The sequence below is a fragment of the Pseudomonas mercuritolerans genome, assembly GCF_025706525.1.
Lineage (GTDB): Bacteria > Pseudomonadota > Gammaproteobacteria > Pseudomonadales > Pseudomonadaceae > Aquipseudomonas > Aquipseudomonas mercuritolerans.
The window spans coordinates 220,693-238,031 of record NZ_JAMSHA010000002.1 but is presented as its reverse complement, the minus strand read 5'-3'; the positions used below and the strand labels follow the sequence as shown (position 1 = coordinate 238,031).

Genomic DNA, 17,339 nt, shown 5'->3' with positions numbered 1-17,339 from the left:
AAAGTAGGAGCTGCCGAAGGCTGCGATCTTTTGCTTTTTAGGCCTTGTGAGTAATCCGCCCATCCACCAGCGTATAGCGAACGACACCCGGCAGACTGTGCCCGATGAAAGGGCAGTTCTCGCCCTTCGACAGCCAGTGTTCACCGGCCACCGTCGAAGACTTCGGATCGAACAGCACGATATCCGCCGCACCGCCCACCGCCAGTTTGCCCGCCGGCAGGCGCAGGGCTTCGGCCGGGCCTGCGCTGAGACGTGCCAGCAGCGTCGGCAAGTCGAGCAAACCATCCTCGACCAGGGTCATTGCCAAGGGCAGCAGCAACTCAACACTGCTGATGCCCGGCTCGGTGGCGCCGAACGGGGCCAGTTTGGCGTCACGCTCGTGGGGCTGGTGATGGCTGGAGATCGCCGAAACCACCCCGGATTTCACCGCTTCACGCAGACCATCGCGGTCGGCACGGGTGCGCAGCGGTGGTTGCACGTGATAAAGGCTGTTGAAGTCGATCAGCGCTTCGTCAGTCAGGATCAGCTGATACAACGCAACATCCGCCGTTACCTTCAAGCCACGGGCCTGCGCCTGAGCAATCAGCGCCACACCCCGTGCACTGGTCAGCTGGCTGAAATGCGCACGCACGCCGGTCTGCTCGACCAGCAGCAGATCGCGAGCCAGCGCCACGGTTTCGGCGGTTTCCGGGATGCCCGGCAGGCCGAGGAAACTGGCGACCGCGCCTTCGTGGGCGAGACCGCCCTCGGCCAGATCGTGATCCTGCGAGTTGAAGATCACTGTCAGGTCGAAAGTCGCCGCGTATTCCAGCGCCCGGCACAGGGTGCGGCTGTTGCGGAAGCTCTCCAGACCGTTGCCGAACGCCACGCAACCGGCGTCGCGCAACGCGACCAGTTCGGCCAGTTGTTCGCCGTCGAGGCCTTTGCTCAGCGCGCCGATCGGGAACACCTTGGTGTTGCCGGCTTCGCGGGCGCGGTCGAGGATCAGTTCGGCCACGGCGGAGGTGTCGAGCACCGGTTTGGTCTTCGGCGGGCAGCACAGGCTGGTCACGCCACCGGCAGCGGCGGCGCGGGTTTCGCTGACGATCGAGCCTTTGCGGCTGTAGCCCGGCTCGCGCAGGGCAACGTTGAGATCGACCAGGCCAGGCGCGGCGACCAGACCTTGGGCATCAATGGTTTCCACTGCGCTAAAACCGGCCGGCGCGGCGCCGAGGGCGACGATCTTGCAGGCTTCAACGTGGATGTCGGTGATTTGATCCAGGCCGCTGCTGGGATCGATGACGCGTGCGCCGAGAATGCTGAGCTTCACTGGGCGGTCTCCTGCTCGAATTGACGTTGCGCAGTCTGCCCGCTCATGGCCATGGACAGCACGGCCATACGAATCGCGATGCCGTAGGTCACTTGATTGAGGATCACCGAGTGCGGGCCGTCGGCCACTGCCGACTCGATCTCCACGCCACGGTTGATCGGCCCCGGGTGCATGACGATGCAATCGGGTTTGGCCCCGGCCAGACGCGCGGTGGTCAGGCCGAACAGGCGATAGAACTCGCCTTCGCTGGGCAGCAGGCCGCCGGTCATGCGCTCACGTTGCAGACGCAGCATGATCACCACGTCGACGTCTTTCAGGCCTTCGGCCATGTCGGTGTAGACCTTGACGCCGTATTGCTCGATGCCGATCGGCAGCAGGGTTTTCGGCGCGATCACGCGGATGTCCGGGCAGCCAAGGGTTTTCAGCGCGAGCATGTTCGAGCGCGCCACCCGCGAATGCAGGATGTCGCCGACGATGGCGACCGAAAGGTTTTCGAAACCGCCCTTGTGCCGACGGATGGTGAGCATGTCGAGCATGCCCTGGGTCGGGTGCGCATGCCGGCCGTCGCCGCCGTTGATGATCGCCACTTGCGGGCAGACATGCTCGGCGATGAAGTGCGCCGCGCCCGAGTCGCCGTGGCGCACGACGAACATGTCGGCGGCCATCGCTTCAAGGTTGCGCAGGGTATCGAGCAGCGTTTCACCCTTGCTCGCCGACGATGTCGACACGTTCAGGGTGATCACGTCTGCCGACAACCGTTGGGCCGCCAGTTCAAACGTGGTGCGGGTGCGCGTGGAGTTCTCGAAGAACACGTTGCACACGGTCTTGCCGCGCAGCAGCGGGACTTTCTTCACCGCCCGGGCACCGACTTCAAGGAACGAGTCGGCAGTGTCGAGGATTTCCGTCAGCAACTCGCGGCGCAGGCCGTCGAGCGAGAGGAAGTGGCGCAGCTGGCCCTGATCATTGAGCTGCAGCGGGCGCTTGGTATCTAGAGGCGTCATCGCGAGGGGGACTCTCAATAGGGCGGATTAAAGGGTGACGTCTTGCAGTTCGAGCGACAGCGGCTCGGGGCCGGACAACTTGACCCGCTGGTTGCCGGCCAGGGTCAGGGTGGCGCCGACCACGTTCGGGCGGATCGGCAGCTCGCCGGCGTCCAGGTCCAGCAGGCAGACCAGGGTGACGCTGGCCGGGCGGCCGTAATCGAACAATTCATTCATGGCGGCGCGGATGGTCCGACCGCTCATCAGCACGTCGTCGATCAGCACCAGATGCTGGCCTTCGATCTCGAAGGGCAGGGCGGACGGGCGCACTTGCGGGTGCAGGCCGTTCTGGCTGAAGTCATCGCGGTAGAAGGACACATCCAGCGTGCCCAGTGGCGCATCGCTGGCCAGTTCCTTGAGCAGCGCCTGCGCGACCCAGATGCCGCCGGTGCGGATGCCGATGTAACGCGGTTCGCTGATGTCACGCTGGGCAAGGTGCGCCTTGAGGCGGGTCGCCATCTGGCTGATCAGATCGGCGGGATTGGGCAGGCTCATGGTTGCTCCTTCGTGAATCCGCGCTGCGTCCTGCCGGACGAAGCTCGGTTTATAACCAAAAGAAAAGCGCCGAAGCGCTTGTCAGGATTCAAACAATGCAGTGTTTTCATCGAGCCAGCCCTGCAGCAGCAGGGCGGCGGCGATGGCGTCCACCGGGTTGTCGCGGTAACTGCCTTTCTGCCCGCCACGCACCAGTCGCTCGCCCTTGGCTTCGAAGGTGGTCAGGCGTTCGTCGTGGGTATAGAAGGGCAGGTTGTAGCGGCCGTTGAGGCGGCGGGCGAATTTCTCCGCGCGTACGCACATCTCGCTGGGCGTGCCATCCATGTTCAACGGCAGGCCGACCACCACGGCGTCGGGTTTCCATTCTTTTATCAGCGCTTCGACCTGATCCCAGTTCGGCACGCCATTCTGTGCTTTGAGGGTGCACAGCTCGCGGGCCTGGCCGGTGATGACCTGGCCGACCGCGACGCCGATCTGTTTGGTGCCGTAGTCGAAGCCGAGAATCAGGCGCAGGGCCATCAGGCGTGACCCGCCTGGCTGGTGAGCAGATTCAGGTCGATGCCCAGGTGCCGCGCTGCCGCTTCCAGGCGCAATTCGCTGCGAGTGTTGAAGAGGATGTCGGCGTTGAACGGGCAGGTCAGCCAGGCGTTGTCGGCCAGTTCGGCTTCCAGTTGCCCGGCTTCCCAACCGGCGTAGCCGAGGGTGATCAGGCTCTGCGCGGGGCCGACGCCGTCAGCGATGGCGAACAGCACGTCCTGCGAAGTCGACAGGGCCAGGTCGCCGTCCAGCTGCGCCGTGGCCTGGAACGTCTGGCCCGCCGGGTGCAGGACGAAACCGCGATCGGTCTGCACCGGCCCGCCGATGAAGATCGGCACATCCTGGCAGCGTGCCGGCGGCTCGATGTCCGGGCGCAGCTGTTCGAGGATGTCGGCCAGATTCAACTCTTGCGGCCTGTTGACCACCAGCCCCATCGCGCCATTGGCCGTGTGCTCGACGATGTAGGTCAAGGTGTGGGCAAAGTTCGGGTCGGCCATGTGTGGCATGGCGATCAGGAAGTGATGCTTGAGGTAGCTGGGGCTGACGTTTTTCATGAGCGCTAGTGTGGCGTTCGAGGGGCGAACTGACAAGCTGGAGATGTAAGCAACACACCGATCCAAGGTGGGAGCGAGCCTGCTCGCGAATGCGGTGGACCAGTCACATTAATATTGAATGACACACCGCATTCGCGAGCAGGCTCGCTCCCACAGGGTTTGCAGGGTCTTTAATTGCTGGAGAGCTTGTCGCCCCGGGCAAATTTCCAGGTGCGGATGATTTCCAGGCGGTCGATATCCGACAGATCGCCGGTAAACGGTGCAAACGGCGCGGCCAGGCGGACGATGCGCTGCGCCGCCTGATCGAGCAGCGGCTGGCCAGAGGATTCCAGCACCAGCACTTCATACAGCGAGCCGTCGCGATTGATCGAGACCATCAGGCGCAAATTGCCGTAGATCTGCTTGCGCCGCGCTTCTTCGGGGTAGTTGAGGTTGCCGATGCGCTCGACCTTCTTGCGCCAGTCGTCCTTGTACCAGGCACCCTTGTCGCGCATGGTCGAGGCCGCGCTCAAGCGGTGGATGCGCGGGCGCTTGGCGTACAGCTGTTGTTCCTTGGCCAGCTCCGCCTCGAGGCTGGCGATGTCGCTGGACAACTGCGAGCTGTCGAACACCGGCGCGTCGACGGTCGGTTTGACTTCGGTTTTGCTTTCTTCTTTCTTGGTCGGCGCCTTTTTCGGTTTCGGCGCGACGGTGGTCACCGCTGCCTTGGGTGCGGCTTCCTGCACCACTGGCTTGGCGGCGGGCGGCGGGGTGACCTTTTTGACCTGATTGTCCTGGAACGGCGCGACTTCGGTGGTCTTGGGCAGGGCTTTCTTGTCGAGCGTGCCGCTGCCTTCCTGGTTTTCCTGGGCGAGAAAATCCGCCTTTTCCGGCTTTTTCTCGGCCTTGAAGGTGGCCAGGGTGATTTCCAGGGTTTTGCTGATCTGCTGCGGCTCGACCATGGTGAAGCCGACGCCGAGCAGCAGCGCCAGGTGAATCAGCGCCGCCAGAAACAGGGTAAAACCGAGGCGATCGGCCGGGCGCACGCCACGATGGGCGAGTTCAGCGGGCAGATCGGACGGCAGAGTCATCGTAGAAAACCAACATCGCGTTTTTTTGGGCTCGGCATGATAACGCAATGTTGGTTTTTAGCTGCAAGCGACGAGCTTCAAGCGACAAGCTGCATAGGGGCAGCTTCAAGCTTCAAGCTTCAAGCTGACGCGGGCGGCTTCAAGCTTGTGGCTTGCGGCTCGAAGCTTGCAGCTGCTTTTCGATAGCATCCATGAGCATGCCGCCGATATCAGTGCCGAACGCATTGTCGATTTCACGGATGCAGGTCGGGCTGGTGACATTGATTTCGGTCAGGTGCTCGCCGATCACGTCGAGGCCGACGAACAGCAGGCCTTTCTCGCGCAGGGTCGGGCCGACCTGGGCGGCGATCCAGCGATCCTTCTCGGTCAGCGGACGCGCTTCGCCACGGCCACCGGCGGCGAGGTTGCCACGGGTTTCGCCCATGGCCGGGATCCGCGCCAGGCAGTAATCCACCGGCTCGCCATCGATCATCAGGATGCGCTTGTCGCCATCGACGATCGCCGGCAGGTAGCCCTGAATCATGATCTGCTGCTTGCCGTGCAGGGTCAGGGTTTCGAGGATCACCGAGAGGTTCGGGTGGCCGGCGGTATGGCGGAAGATCGACGAACCGCCCATGCCGTCCAGCGGCTTGAGGATCACGTCACCGTGATGGTCGGCGAACTGACGCAATACGTCCGGGCGGCGGCTGACGATGGTCGGCGGCGTGCACTGCGGGAACAGCGTAGCGAACAGCTTTTCATTGCAGTCGCGCAGGCTCTGCGGCTTGTTCACCACCAGCACGCCAGCGGCTTCGGCCTGTTCCAGCAGATAAGTGGAATAGACGAATTCCATGTCGAACGGCGGATCCTTGCGCATCAGGATCACGTCCAGGTCGCTCAGCAGCTTGTCCTGTTCGGCGTCCAGTTCGAACCATTTGTCCGGGTTGGCGAAGACTTTCAGCGGACTCATCCGCGCCCGCGCCTGGCCTTCGGCCTGATACAGGTCTTTCTGTTCCATGTAGAACAGTTCCCAGCCGCGCTTCTGCGCGGCCAGCAGCATGGCCAGCGAGCTATCCTTTTTATAGGAGATGCTGGCGATAGGGTCCATGACAATCCCGACGCGAACGCTCATTGGGTTTTCCTCGAAATTTGGCTACCGGATCGGTATTGAAAAAGTGCCGCCAGAGTGGCGCCGGGCGGGTTTCGGGTCAAGGAAAAACCCGTCGATAGATTGCATCTGGAGACTGTGCTAAAAAGGCTGGCAGATCGCGCCGCCCCATGGGTTTCAAGGGTTTCAGGCCATTATTCACAGCAAAACGGACAATTTGATTCGCAAAGGCGACGGTAGAACCCTCTTATGGAACAGCAGTCCAGCGCCTTGAAGGTCATGGTGATCGACGACTCGAAAACGATTCGCCGCACCGCCGAAACATTGTTGAAGAATGTCGGTTGCGAAGTGATCACCGCCATCGACGGTTTCGATGCGCTGGCCAAGATTGCCGACCACCATCCCGGGATCATCTTTGTCGACATCATGATGCCGCGTCTGGACGGTTATCAGACCTGCGCCCTGATCAAGAACAACAGCGCCTTCAAGGCGACGCCGGTGATCATGCTGTCGTCCAGGGACGGTCTGTTCGACAAGGCCAAGGGGCGGATCGTCGGCTCTGATCAATTTCTGACCAAGCCGTTCAGCAAAGAAGAACTGCTCAACGCGATCCAGGCCCATGTTCCGGGCTTCGCCGCCGTTTTGCCGCAGTAAGACACGCACAGTGACGCTCGGCCAGCGGGCCGGCAGTCGACCAGAAAAATGGGGAAGACCATGGCACGTATCCTGATCGTCGATGATTCGCCGACTGAAATGTACAAACTCACCGGCATGCTCGAAAAGCACGGCCATGAAGTGCTCAAGGCCGAGAACGGCGCCGACGGCGTGGCCCTGGCCCGTCAGGAAAAACCCGACGCGGTGCTGATGGACATCGTCATGCCCGGCCTCAACGGTTTTCAGGCGACCCGCCAGTTGACCAAGGATGCCGATACCGCGCACATCCCGGTGATCATCATCACCACCAAGGATCAGGAGACCGACAAAGTCTGGGGCACCCGCCAGGGCGCCAAGGATTACCTGACCAAACCGGTCGACGAAGACACCCTGATCAAGACCCTGAACAACGTACTCAACGGCTGATCGCGCGATCATGAACGAATCGCTGACCGCGTTCGAACTGCTCTGGCAGATCGACCAGCGCTGCCGCCTGCTGGCAGCCGACCTGCCATCGCAAGCGGCGCGACCGGATCGCTGGAGCGGCATCGGCTTTCGCCTCGGCGAGCATTGGTATGTGGCGCCGATGGGCGAAGTCAGCGAAGTTTTGCATGAACCGCGCTTCACCCAGTTGCCCGGGGTCAAGCCGTGGGTCAAGGGTGTGGCCAATCTGCGCGGGCGGCTGCTGCCGATCATGGACCTGTGCGGCTTCTTCGGCCATGAGCTGTCGCCGCTGCGCAAACAACGGCGGGTATTGGTGGTGGAGCATGAAGACGTGTTCGCCGGGGTAATGGTCGACGAAGTCATCGGCTTGCAGCATTTCGAGCAGGGCAGTTTCGAGCCGCTGTCGATCAGCAAGCGCCAGGGCTCCAAGGCCGAATTCGTCAAAGGCTATTTCCGCCGCGAACAGAACTGGCGGGTGTTCAGCCTGTTTGCACTGGCCAGATCCCCGGTATTCATGGGTGTGGCGATATAACAGATTCAACACCGTCCCCTGTGGGAGCGAGCCTGCTCGCGAATGCGGTCTGCCCTTTACATTGATGCTGGCTGACCCACCGCCTTCGCGAGCAGGCTCGCTCCCACAAGAGGCCATGGCAGGTTTCATAGGCGAGGACCGATGACAACAGCAAAAACAGGCAAGTCGGCAGAAGCATCGCGCAGTCGTGCGCAGATCATCGTGCTGTTTATCGCACTGATCGTCTTCATCATGCTGCTGTTCGCCAACTTCGCGTACCTCAACACCCAGGCGAACTACGACAAGCAGTACATCGGCCATGCCGGCGAACTGCGCGTGCTCTCGCAACGCATCGCCAAGAACGCCACCGAAGCGGCGGCGGGCAAAGCGGCGGCGTTCAAGTTGCTCAGTGATGCGCGCAACGATTTCGCCCAGCGCTGGGGTTACCTGAAGAAAGGTGACCCGAACACCGGCCTGCCACCGGCACCCGTCGCCGTGCGCCCGGAAATGCGCGCGGTGCAGATGGACTGGGAACGCCTGCTGAAAAACACCGACGCGATCCTCACCAGCGAACAGACCGTGCTGTCGCTGCATCAGGTCGCCGCGACGCTGGCCGAAACCGTGCCGCAGTTGCAGATCGAATACGAGAAAGTCGTGGAAATCCTGCTCCAGCGCGGCGCTCCGGCGGCGCAGGTGGCGATGGCGCAACGGCAGTCGCTACTGGCTGAACGCATTCTTGGCGCGGTCAACACCGTGCTCGCCGGTGACGAAAACTCGCAGCAGGCCGCCGATGCCTTTGGCCGCGATGCCGCGCGTTTCGGTCTGGTGCTCAACGGCATGTTGCAGGGCAACCCGGCGCTGAAAATCAGCCAGGTCGAAGACCGCGACGCCCGTGCGCGTTTGAGCGAAATCTCCGAGCTGTTCCAGTTCGTTTCCGGCTCCGTGGATGAAATCCTCGAAACTTCGCCAGAGCTGTTCAAGGTGCGCGAATCGGCGAGCAACATCTTCACCCTCTCGCAAACCCTGCTCGACGAAGCCTCGCATCTGGCCACCGGGTTCGAGCACCTGGCCGGCGGGCGCAACACCGACACCATTGGCGGCTATGTGCTGGGCTTGCTGGCGCTGGCCTCGATCATCCTCATCGGTCTGGTCATGGTCCGTGAAACCAATCGCCAATTGCGTGAAACCGCCGAGAAGAACGAGCGCAACCAGAACGCGATCATGCGCCTGCTCGACGAAATCGAAGACCTCGCCGATGGCGACCTCACCGTGACCGCTTCGGTGACCGAAGACTTCACCGGCACCATCGCCGACTCGATCAACTATTCCGTCGACCAGTTGCGCGATCTTGTGGCGACCATCAACCTCACCGCCGGCCAGGTTGCCGCTGCGGTGCAGGAAACCCAGGCCACCGCCATGCATCTGGCCCAGGCCTCGGAGCAACAGGCCCAGCAGATTTCCGAAGCCTCGACAGCCATCAGCGACATGGCCGAGTCCATCGATCAGGTCTCGGCCAACGCTGCCGAATCGTCGGCGGTGGCCGAGCGTTCCGTGGAAATCGCCAACAAGGGCAACGAGGTGGTGCACAACACCATCCACGGCATGGACAACATCCGCGAACAGATTCAGGACACCGCCAAGCGCATCAAGCGCCTCGGCGAGTCGTCCCAGGAAATCGGCGACATCGTCAGCCTGATCGACGACATCGCCGACCAGACCAACATTCTCGCCCTCAACGCAGCGATCCAGGCATCGATGGCCGGGGATGCCGGGCGCGGTTTTGCCGTGGTCGCCGACGAAGTGCAGCGGCTGGCCGAACGTTCATCCGCCGCGACCCGGCAGATCGAAACCCTGGTGCGGGCGATTCAGGCCGACACCAACGAAGCGGTGATTTCCATGGAGCAGACCACCACCGAAGTGGTGCGCGGCGCGCGACTGGCGCAGGATGCCGGTGTGGCCCTGGAAGAAATCGAAGGCGTTTCCAAGACCCTTGCGGCGCTGATCCAGAGCATTTCCAACGCGGCGCAGCAGCAGACCTCTTCGGCCGGGCAAATCTCGCTGACGATGAATGTGATCCAGCAGATCACCTCGCAGACCTCGTCGGGGTCCACGGCCACCGCCGAGAGCATCGGCAATCTGGCGAAAATGGCCAGTCAGTTGCGTCGTTCGGTGTCCGGTTTCACCTTGCCGGCGGCGACAGATAAAGCGTGAGTGGAGTGGTTATGGGTGATCGGCACGACTACGTGGCCCTGGAATGGGTCAAGGGCGAAATTGCCGAAACGCTGAAGCTGGCGCATCAGGCGATCGAAGCCGTGCTCGACGATCCGCAGGCCTTCCCCGGGCTGGACGAATGCCTGGCCTACATTCATCAGGTCCACGGCAGTCTGCAAATGGTCGAGTTCTACGGCGCAGCGTTACTCGCCGAAGAAATGGAGCACTTGGTCGAAGCCCTGCAACATGATCGTGTACCGCACCGCGACGAAGCCCTGCACCTGATGCTGCAAGCCTTGGGGCAACTGCCGCTTTACCTCGACCGTGTGCAGAGCGCCCGTCGTGACCTGCCGTTGGTGGTGCTGCCGCTGATCAACGACCTGCGCAGCGCCCGTGGTGAAAGCCTGTTGGCGGAAACCAGCCTGTTCAGCCCGCCGCTGCCCGAGCTGGCGCCGCTCGGCGACGCGGCACTCGCCGCCCTGGAACCGCCCGATCTGCCGAACGTGCTGCGCAAACTGCGGCAGATGCTGCAAATGGCTCTGGTCGGGCTGCTGCGCGAACAGGACGACCAGACGCACCTTGGCTATCTGGCCAAAGTCTTCAGCCGTCTCGAAGCGCTGAGCGGCGATGCGCCGTTGAGCCCTTTGTGGCAAATCGCCTCAGCATTGGTCGAGGGCATGCGCGAGGGCGTCATCGCCAACAGTCCGGCGCTGCGCAGCCTGTTCAAGGACGCCGACCAAGAGCTCAAGCGCCTGCTCGAGCAGGGCATCGTCGGGCTCAACCAGCCGGCGCCGGCCGAGCTGCTGAAAAGTCTGTTGTTCTATATTGCCAAAGCCGAACATCCCACCGGGCAGATGCTGACCATGAAAGATCGCTACTCCCTGGACGACGCGTTGCCCGACAGCGCGATGGTCGATGAAGAACGCGCGCGCCTCGCCGGCCCCGACCGCGATGCCATGCGCTCGGTGCTGGCAGCGCTGTGCGAAGAGCTGGTGCGGGTCAAGGAGCGCCTCGATCTGTTCGTGCGCAGCGACCGCCAGCACGCCTCGGATCTGGACAGCCTGCTCGCGCCGCTGCGACAGATTGCCGACACCCTCGCGGTGCTGGGTTTCGGCCAGCCGCGCAAGGTCATCATCGACCAACTGGCGGTGGTGCTCAGCCTCGCTCAGGGCCAGCGCGAACCGAACGACGCCATTCTCATGGACGTCGCCGGGGCCTTGCTCTACGTCGAAGCGACGCTGGCCGGCATGGTCGGCACGGTGGAGACGCAAAGCGCCGACGACACGCGCCTGCCGACCACCGACCTGACGCAGATCCATCAGATCGTGATCAAGGAAGCGCGCATCTGCCTGCAACAGGCCAAGGACATGATCGTCGATTACATCGACGCCGATTGGGACCGCCAGCATCTGCAATCGCTGCCCGAGCTGCTGACACAGGTGCGCGGCGCGCTGGCGATGATTCCGCTGGCCCGCGCAGCGAGTCTGGTCGAGGCCTGCAACGGTTTCATTCGCGAGCATTTGATGCTCGATGCCCACGAACCGGGATGGGAGCAACTCGATCATCTGGCCGACGTGATCAGCAGCCTGGAGTATTACCTCGAACGCCTGAGCGATGATCCGCAGGCACCGGCCGAGCATTTGCTGGATGTAGCGCAGAACAGCCTCGCCAGCCTCGGCTTCTTCGCCAACGAACAGCCCGGTGAACCGCAGGTGCCGGTGCTCGATGAGGTGCTCAGCCCCAGCGAAGCGCAGCTTATGCAGGATCTGCGAGCGCTCGACGACCCTGACGTCGTGCAGTCGCTGGCCGAAGTGCTCGCCAGCCCGCTGTCGGCGCTCAACCCGCCGGCGCGCAACAGCCCCGACAGCCTGATGCCGCCGCCGGCCGATGAAGAACCGGTCGACGATGAGCTGCGCGAAGTGTTCCTCGAAGAGACCGACGAAGTTCTCGCAGTTCTCCACGAATACCTGCCGCGCTGGACCGCCAATCCCCAGGACCGCGCCGCGCTGACCGAGCTGCGCCGGGCCTTTCACACCTTGAAGGGCAGCGGGCGCATGGTCCGCGCGTTGGTTCTCGGCGAACTGGCCTGGGCGGTGGAAAACCTGCTCAACCGCGTGCTCGAACAAAGCGTCGAGCCCGGCGCAGTGCTGCGCCAATTGCTCGACGACGCGGTGTTGCTGCTGCCCGAGCTGATCAACGAATTTGCCACCCAGCGCCAACGCCAGCGCAGCGATGTCGACCAACTCGCCGCCCGCGCCCACGCGTTGGCCAAAGGCGATGAGCCGCTGGCTGCCGAAGACACCGACGACGTCGCCGCGCTTGATCCGCTGCTGCTGGAAATCTTCCGCAAAGAAGCCGAAACCCACCTCGCGAGCCTCAACCGTTTCCTCGATCAGGCCGCCGAACAGGTGCCGTTGCCGGCCAGCGACGAACTGCAACGGGCGCTGCACACGCTCAAGGGCAGTGCCTCGATGGCCGGCGTATTGCCGATGGCCGAACTGGCGGCTTCGCTGGATCAACTGGCCCGCGAGTTCAAGGCGCATCAGTTGCCGCTGGATCTGGACGGGGTCGAACTGCTGCTCGAAGCCGAGGGCCTGTTCCGCGTCGGCCTGCGCCAGCTCAAACACGATCCGCTGGCGCCGATTGTAGGTGCGCAGTCGCTGATCAAACGCACCGAGGCGCTGCTCGCCGAGCGCCTGCAAGCCAGCTCCGATGGGGCTGACAGCGGCCTGCGCCTCAAGCGCGATCCGCAACTGATCAACAACTTCCTCGCCCAGGGCATGGACATCCTCCTCGACGCCGAAAACCTTTTGCAGCGCTGGCAGCAGCACCCCGGCGAGCGCCAGGAACTCAGCGCCTTGCTCGATGAGCTGACCACTCTGGGCGAAGGCGCGCATCTGGCCGATCTGCAGGCGGTCGATGGCCTCTGCGAAGCCTTGCTCGACCTGTATGGCGCGGTGGAAGAAAGCAGCCTGGCGGTCAGTGAGCGGTTTTTTCACGAAGCGCAACTGGCCCACGAAGCGCTGATCAACATGCTCGACGAACTCGCTGCCGGCCAGGAAATCACCGCGCAACCGGAGCGGATTCGCGCCTTGCAGGAACTGCTCGACGAAGGCCTCGACCCGGCGGCGATGGGCCTGATCCGCAGCGATGGCAGCCGCACCCTGGACATTCGCGAGCTGGGCAGCGCCACCGCGCAATTGCAGCAATCGGTTGCCGCCCTTGAGCCGGACGACGAAATTGTCGAAATCTTCCTCGAAGAGGCGGTGGACATTCTCGACAGCGCCGGGCAAGCCTTGCAGCGCTGGCTCAAGGACCCGGACAACGCCGCGCCGCTGTCGTCATTGCAGCGCGACTTGCACACGCTGAAGGGCGGCGCGCGCATGGCCGAGGTCGAGGCCGTCGGCGACCTTGCCCAGGAACTGGAAAATCTTTACGAAGGGCTGGTCGATCGACGCTACAGCCACAGCGCCGCGCTCGAAGGTTTGTTGCAGCGCAGTCATGAGCGGTTGGCGCTGATGCTGGAGCAACTGCAAGCGCATCAAGCGCTGACCCCGGCGCAAGATCTGATCGACGCGATCCGTCAGTTGCGTCAGGGCCAGGCCGCCAGCGAATCTGCCCCCGCAGCGCTGGAACACGACAACGCCGGGCATGATCCGGAGTTGCTGGAGATCTTCCTCGAAGAAGGTTTCGACATCATCGAAAGCTCCGGCGCCGCGCTGTTGCGCTGGCAGGCCGAGCCGGGCAACCGTCAGGAAATTGAAACCCTGCTGCGCGATCTGCACACCCTCAAGGGCGGCGCGCGGATGGTCGAAATCGGCCCGATCGGCGACCTCGCCCATGAGCTGGAATTTCTCTACGAAAGCCTCTCCAGCGGTGCGCTGCAACCGTCCGCCGAACTGTTCGCGCTGGTGCAGCGCGGCCATGACCGACTGGCGCAAATGCTCGATGGTGTGCGCGCCGGGCAACCGTGCCCGCCGGCCGATCGGCTGATCAATGCGATCCAGAATTTCAGCCATCCGGCGCAGGTTGAAGCGCCGCCGGCGCCAGCACCGGTGATCAAGCCTGAGGCTACGCCACCGGCCGCCGATGCTGGCGCGGACATGGTCAAGGTCTCGTCCGAGCTGCTTGATGAACTGGTCAACCTGGCCGGGGAAACCTCGATCTTTCGTGGGCGGATCGAGCAGCAAGTCAACGATGCGCAGATTGCTCTCAACGAGATGGAAACCACCATCGAGCGCATGCGCGATCAGTTGCGCCGCCTCGACACGGAAACCCAGGGGCGCATTCTCAGCCGCCAGCAAGTCGATGGCGAACGCCTCGGTTACGAAGATTTCGATCCGCTGGAAATGGACCGTCATTCGCAGTTGCAGCAACTGTCGCGGGCGCTGTTCGAATCCGCCTCGGACCTGCTCGACCTCAAGGAAACCCTCGACCGCCGCAATCACGATGCGGAGAACCTGTTGCAGCAACAGGGGCGGATCAACACCGAGTTGCAGGAAGGCCTGATGCGCACGCGCATGGTGCCGTTCGAGCGCATGGTGCCGCGTCTGAAACGCATCGTGCGGCAGGTCGCCGAAGAGCTGGGCAAGGATGTCGCGTTCGTGGTCGGCAATGCCGATGGCGAGATGGATCGCAACGTCCTCGAACGCATGGCCGCGCCGCTGGAACACATGCTGCGCAATGCCGTCGACCATGGCCTCGAATCCACCGAGGTGCGGTTGGCGGCGGGTAAACCGGCGCAAGGGCAAATCACCCTCGATCTGTCCCGCGAGGGCGGCGACATGGTTTTCGACATCCGCGACGACGGCGCCGGGGTGCCGCTGGAAGCCGTGCGGCGCAAGGCGATCAAGCGCGGTCTGCTCGCCCCCGACGCCGAGATCAGCGACCGCGACGTGTTGCAGTTCATTCTCCAGCCGGGTTTCTCCACGGCGGAAAAGATCACCCAGATTTCCGGGCGTGGCGTCGGCATGGACGTGGTCCACGAAGAAGTGCGTCAGCTGGGCGGCAGCATGAGCATCGATTCGGTGCCGGGGCAGGGCGTGCATTTCCGCATTCGCCTGCCGTTCACCGTGTCGGTCAACCGCGCGCTGATGGTGCAGTGCGGCGAGGATCAGTACGCGATTCCGCTGAACACCATCGAAGGCATCGTGCGCGTGTTGCCGAATGATCTGGAAGGGCACTTCCGTCAGGATCCACCGAGTTATCAATACGCCGGCCAGCGTTATGAGCTGTGCTATCTCGGCGAGCTGTTGAAGACTGCGCCACGGCCAAAACTGCTCGGGCAGAACCTGCCGTTGCCGGTGCTGCTGGTGCATTGCAACGACCGCCATGTTGCGGTGCTGGTCGACGCCATGGCCGGCACTCGCGAGATCGTGGTCAAGAGCCTCGGCGCGCAGTTCGCGGCGGTGCAGGGCGTGTCGGGGGCGACGATTCTCGGCGACGGCAGGGTGGTGCTGATTCTGGATCTGCTCGCACCGATCCGCGCGATGCAGGCGCGCCTGGCGCAAGAGCCGGCGCGCACGGAGATCGACAGCGAGCCGCACAAGCCGCTGCTGATCATGGTCGTCGATGACTCGGTAACGGTGCGCAAGGTCACCAGCCGTTTGCTCGAACGTCACGGCATGAACGTGCTGACCGCCAAGGACGGTGTCGATGCGATGCTGCTGCTCGAAGAGCACATGCCCGACCTGATGCTGCTCGACATCGAAATGCCGCGCATGGACGGCTTCGAAGTCGCCACCCAGGTGCGCGCCGACGAACGCCTGCGCCACTTGCCGATCATCATGATCACCTCGCGCACCGGCCAGAAACACCGCGACCGCGCCATGGCCATCGGCGTCAACGACTACCTCGGCAAGCCGTATCAGGAATCGGTGTTGCTGGAGAGCATCGCCCAGTGGAGCAAGAAACATGCATGAGCACCGGCACAACCCGCGCACCAGCCAGCTCACCGGGCTGCTGCTGCCGCTGGCCGATCGCAACCTGATCCTGCCCAATGTCGCCATCGCCGAGCTGATCGACTACCAGGCCAGCGCCTTCGACCTCGATACCCCGCCTTGGTATCTGGGGCGGGTGACGTGGCGTGAGCGGCAGATTCCGCTGATCAGTTTCGAATCGGCCTGCGGGCAGAAAATCGTCATCGGCGAACGGGCGCGGATCGTCATTCTGAATGCGCTGGGCGGCTTGCCCGAGCTGAGATTTATCGCCCTGTTGGTGCAGGGGATTCCTCGGTCGTACAAGCTCGACAGTCAGTTGAGTTACGTGGATGTGCCGTTGTGCGCGCTGGAGCAGGCGGCGGTGCAGGTGGGCGAGCAGGTGGCGAAGGTGCCGGATCTTTTGGGGTTGGAGAGGTTGTTGGTGGATGCTGGGCTGGTCCATTGATCCAGAGTCTTCAGTGTTCTGGCTGGCCTCTTCGCGAGCAGGCTCGCTCCCACAGTTGATCTTCAGTGAACACAAATTTTGAACACGACACAGATCCCCTGTGGGAGCGAGCCTGCTCGCGAAAGCGCCAGTCGCCACACCTTAATCCGACAGACAAATCATCAATCTCTGTGCGCAATAAATGACTTCTAGTCGCGTTGTTTAAAGACACCCGGTGTTACGGCTTCCTAGCCTACAAATCCTTGCGCCCCTGCCTACGCATGCACCAGAATCCGCCGGCTTGTGCGCCCTTGGCATGCTGCGTAACTTGGATCGGGTCACTGATTCCCAGTGATCGGGTTTAGTAGCCCGTGGTAATTCAGCTGGTCGTGCATTCATCACAGGTGTTCCGCATCTGAGCTTGATGGTGGCTGTACGTAGGGCGCTTCGGCGCGCCGGCTTAAGCTGAGTTCCCCGGTCTACTAACCTGCGTACAGTCGCCTCCCTTTCGTTTAGTAGCCAAGGGGTTGGCGCTCAACAACGGGAACACAGCTCATGTTCAAAGTAACGCCAAACCCGCCGACCAAAGACCCGGCATCGCCCTACCAATCCCCCGACTCCAAGAAATTCCACGACGCCGCCGAGCGCGCCCTCGACCATTACCTCGGCCCTCCGACCGCCGACTTCATGGCCCCGCCGTACACCCCCAACACGCTGTACATGGCCAATCCCGAAGCCGACACCGAATCCTTGCTGGCCGACGCTTGTGAAACCCTGGGTTCGGCAACGGTGATGCTGCACAACCACGCCGCTTCCGTGGAAGGCTCGCAGCGCAAGACCCTGCAGGGCATCGCGCAGATTGTCATGGTGGCGGAGATGGCGGTGAACCGCGTGCTGGACAAAATGGTGCCAACCGACTGAAAGCCCCTCACCCCAGCCCTCTCCCAGAGGGAGAGGGAGCCGACCGAGGTGTCTCGCGTCCTACATCGACCTGAATGACCGAGTCGATTATGGATTCACTACAACGGGTTCAGGTCAGAGTCATTCCCAAGCATCCCCCAATC

General features: G+C 62.8%; 14 protein-coding genes. 7 read left to right on the top strand and 7 right to left on the bottom strand.

All coding sequences use genetic code 11. The features are described 5' to 3' along the window. Nucleotides 1–37 precede the first annotated feature (37 nt). The 7 genes from ND528_RS05815 to gshB all read right to left on the bottom strand — a co-directional run bounded on the left by ND528_RS05815 (nucleotide 38) and on the right by gshB (nucleotide 6,116). Nucleotides 38–1,309, bottom strand: a complete 1,272-nt coding sequence (locus ND528_RS05815) for a dihydroorotase (RefSeq protein ID WP_263469897.1) — start codon at nucleotides 1,307–1,309, stop codon at nucleotides 38–40. Then, nucleotides 1,306–2,310 (bottom strand): aspartate carbamoyltransferase catalytic subunit, encoded by a 1,005-nt coding sequence (locus ND528_RS05810; protein WP_263469896.1) that lies wholly within the window; start codon nucleotides 2,308–2,310, stop codon nucleotides 1,306–1,308. Before ND528_RS05810 ends, ND528_RS05815 begins: the two co-directional genes overlap by 4 nt. A 27-nt stretch (nucleotides 2,311–2,337) precedes the next feature. Further along, nucleotides 2,338–2,844: a bifunctional pyr operon transcriptional regulator/uracil phosphoribosyltransferase PyrR gene (gene pyrR, locus ND528_RS05805; RefSeq protein ID WP_263469895.1), complete on the bottom strand. Its 507-nt coding sequence runs from the start codon at nucleotides 2,842–2,844 to the stop codon at nucleotides 2,338–2,340. Between the two features lie 81 nt (nucleotides 2,845–2,925). Then, entirely contained in the window at nucleotides 2,926–3,363 is a 438-nt protein-coding gene (gene ruvX, locus ND528_RS05800; RefSeq protein ID WP_016772738.1) for a Holliday junction resolvase RuvX, read from the bottom strand. Then, nucleotides 3,363–3,935, bottom strand: coding sequence for a YqgE/AlgH family protein (locus tag ND528_RS05795; protein WP_150636915.1), 573 nt, complete (start codon nucleotides 3,933–3,935; stop codon nucleotides 3,363–3,365). The genes ruvX and ND528_RS05795 overlap by 1 nt, the downstream gene beginning before the upstream one ends. Nucleotides 3,936–4,105: 170 nt before the next feature. After that, nucleotides 4,106–5,005: an energy transducer TonB gene (locus ND528_RS05790; protein ID WP_039757551.1), complete on the bottom strand. Its 900-nt coding sequence runs from the start codon at nucleotides 5,003–5,005 to the stop codon at nucleotides 4,106–4,108. Between the two features lie 139 nt (nucleotides 5,006–5,144). Further along, nucleotides 5,145–6,116 carry a glutathione synthase gene (gshB, locus tag ND528_RS05785; protein ID WP_042606571.1) on the bottom strand — a complete coding sequence of 324 codons (972 nt, stop codon included), beginning with the start codon at nucleotides 6,114–6,116 and terminating at the stop codon, nucleotides 5,145–5,147. A gap of 225 nt (nucleotides 6,117–6,341) precedes the next feature. Between gshB and pilG the strand changes: the two genes are divergently transcribed. The 7 genes from pilG to ND528_RS05750 all read left to right on the top strand — a co-directional run bounded on the left by pilG (nucleotide 6,342) and on the right by ND528_RS05750 (nucleotide 17,196). Next, on the top strand, nucleotides 6,342–6,746 hold the full coding sequence (gene pilG / locus ND528_RS05780; protein WP_016772743.1) for a twitching motility response regulator PilG: 405 nt from the start codon (nucleotides 6,342–6,344) through the stop codon (nucleotides 6,744–6,746). A gap of 60 nt (nucleotides 6,747–6,806) precedes the next feature. Continuing rightward, nucleotides 6,807–7,172 carry a twitching motility response regulator PilH gene (pilH, locus tag ND528_RS05775; protein WP_016772744.1) on the top strand — a complete coding sequence of 122 codons (366 nt, stop codon included), beginning with the start codon at nucleotides 6,807–6,809 and terminating at the stop codon, nucleotides 7,170–7,172. Between the two features lie 10 nt (nucleotides 7,173–7,182). After that, nucleotides 7,183–7,722 carry a chemotaxis protein CheW gene (locus tag ND528_RS05770; protein ID WP_130910563.1) on the top strand — a complete coding sequence of 180 codons (540 nt, stop codon included), beginning with the start codon at nucleotides 7,183–7,185 and terminating at the stop codon, nucleotides 7,720–7,722. Between the two features lie 141 nt (nucleotides 7,723–7,863). Next, nucleotides 7,864–9,912: a methyl-accepting chemotaxis protein gene (locus tag ND528_RS05765; protein ID WP_101161207.1), complete on the top strand. Its 2,049-nt coding sequence runs from the start codon at nucleotides 7,864–7,866 to the stop codon at nucleotides 9,910–9,912. Nucleotides 9,913–9,923: 11 nt separating this feature from the next. Further along, entirely contained in the window at nucleotides 9,924–15,833 is a 5,910-nt protein-coding gene (locus ND528_RS05760; protein WP_263469894.1) for an Hpt domain-containing protein, read from the top strand. Continuing rightward, nucleotides 15,826–16,296 carry a chemotaxis protein CheW gene (locus ND528_RS05755; RefSeq protein WP_130910566.1) on the top strand — a complete coding sequence of 157 codons (471 nt, stop codon included), beginning with the start codon at nucleotides 15,826–15,828 and terminating at the stop codon, nucleotides 16,294–16,296. The genes ND528_RS05760 and ND528_RS05755 overlap by 8 nt, the downstream gene beginning before the upstream one ends. Nucleotides 16,297–16,830: 534 nt before the next feature. Further along, nucleotides 16,831–17,196 carry a DUF6124 family protein gene (locus ND528_RS05750; protein WP_263469893.1) on the top strand — a complete coding sequence of 122 codons (366 nt, stop codon included), beginning with the start codon at nucleotides 16,831–16,833 and terminating at the stop codon, nucleotides 17,194–17,196. Nucleotides 17,197–17,339 lie beyond the last annotated feature (143 nt).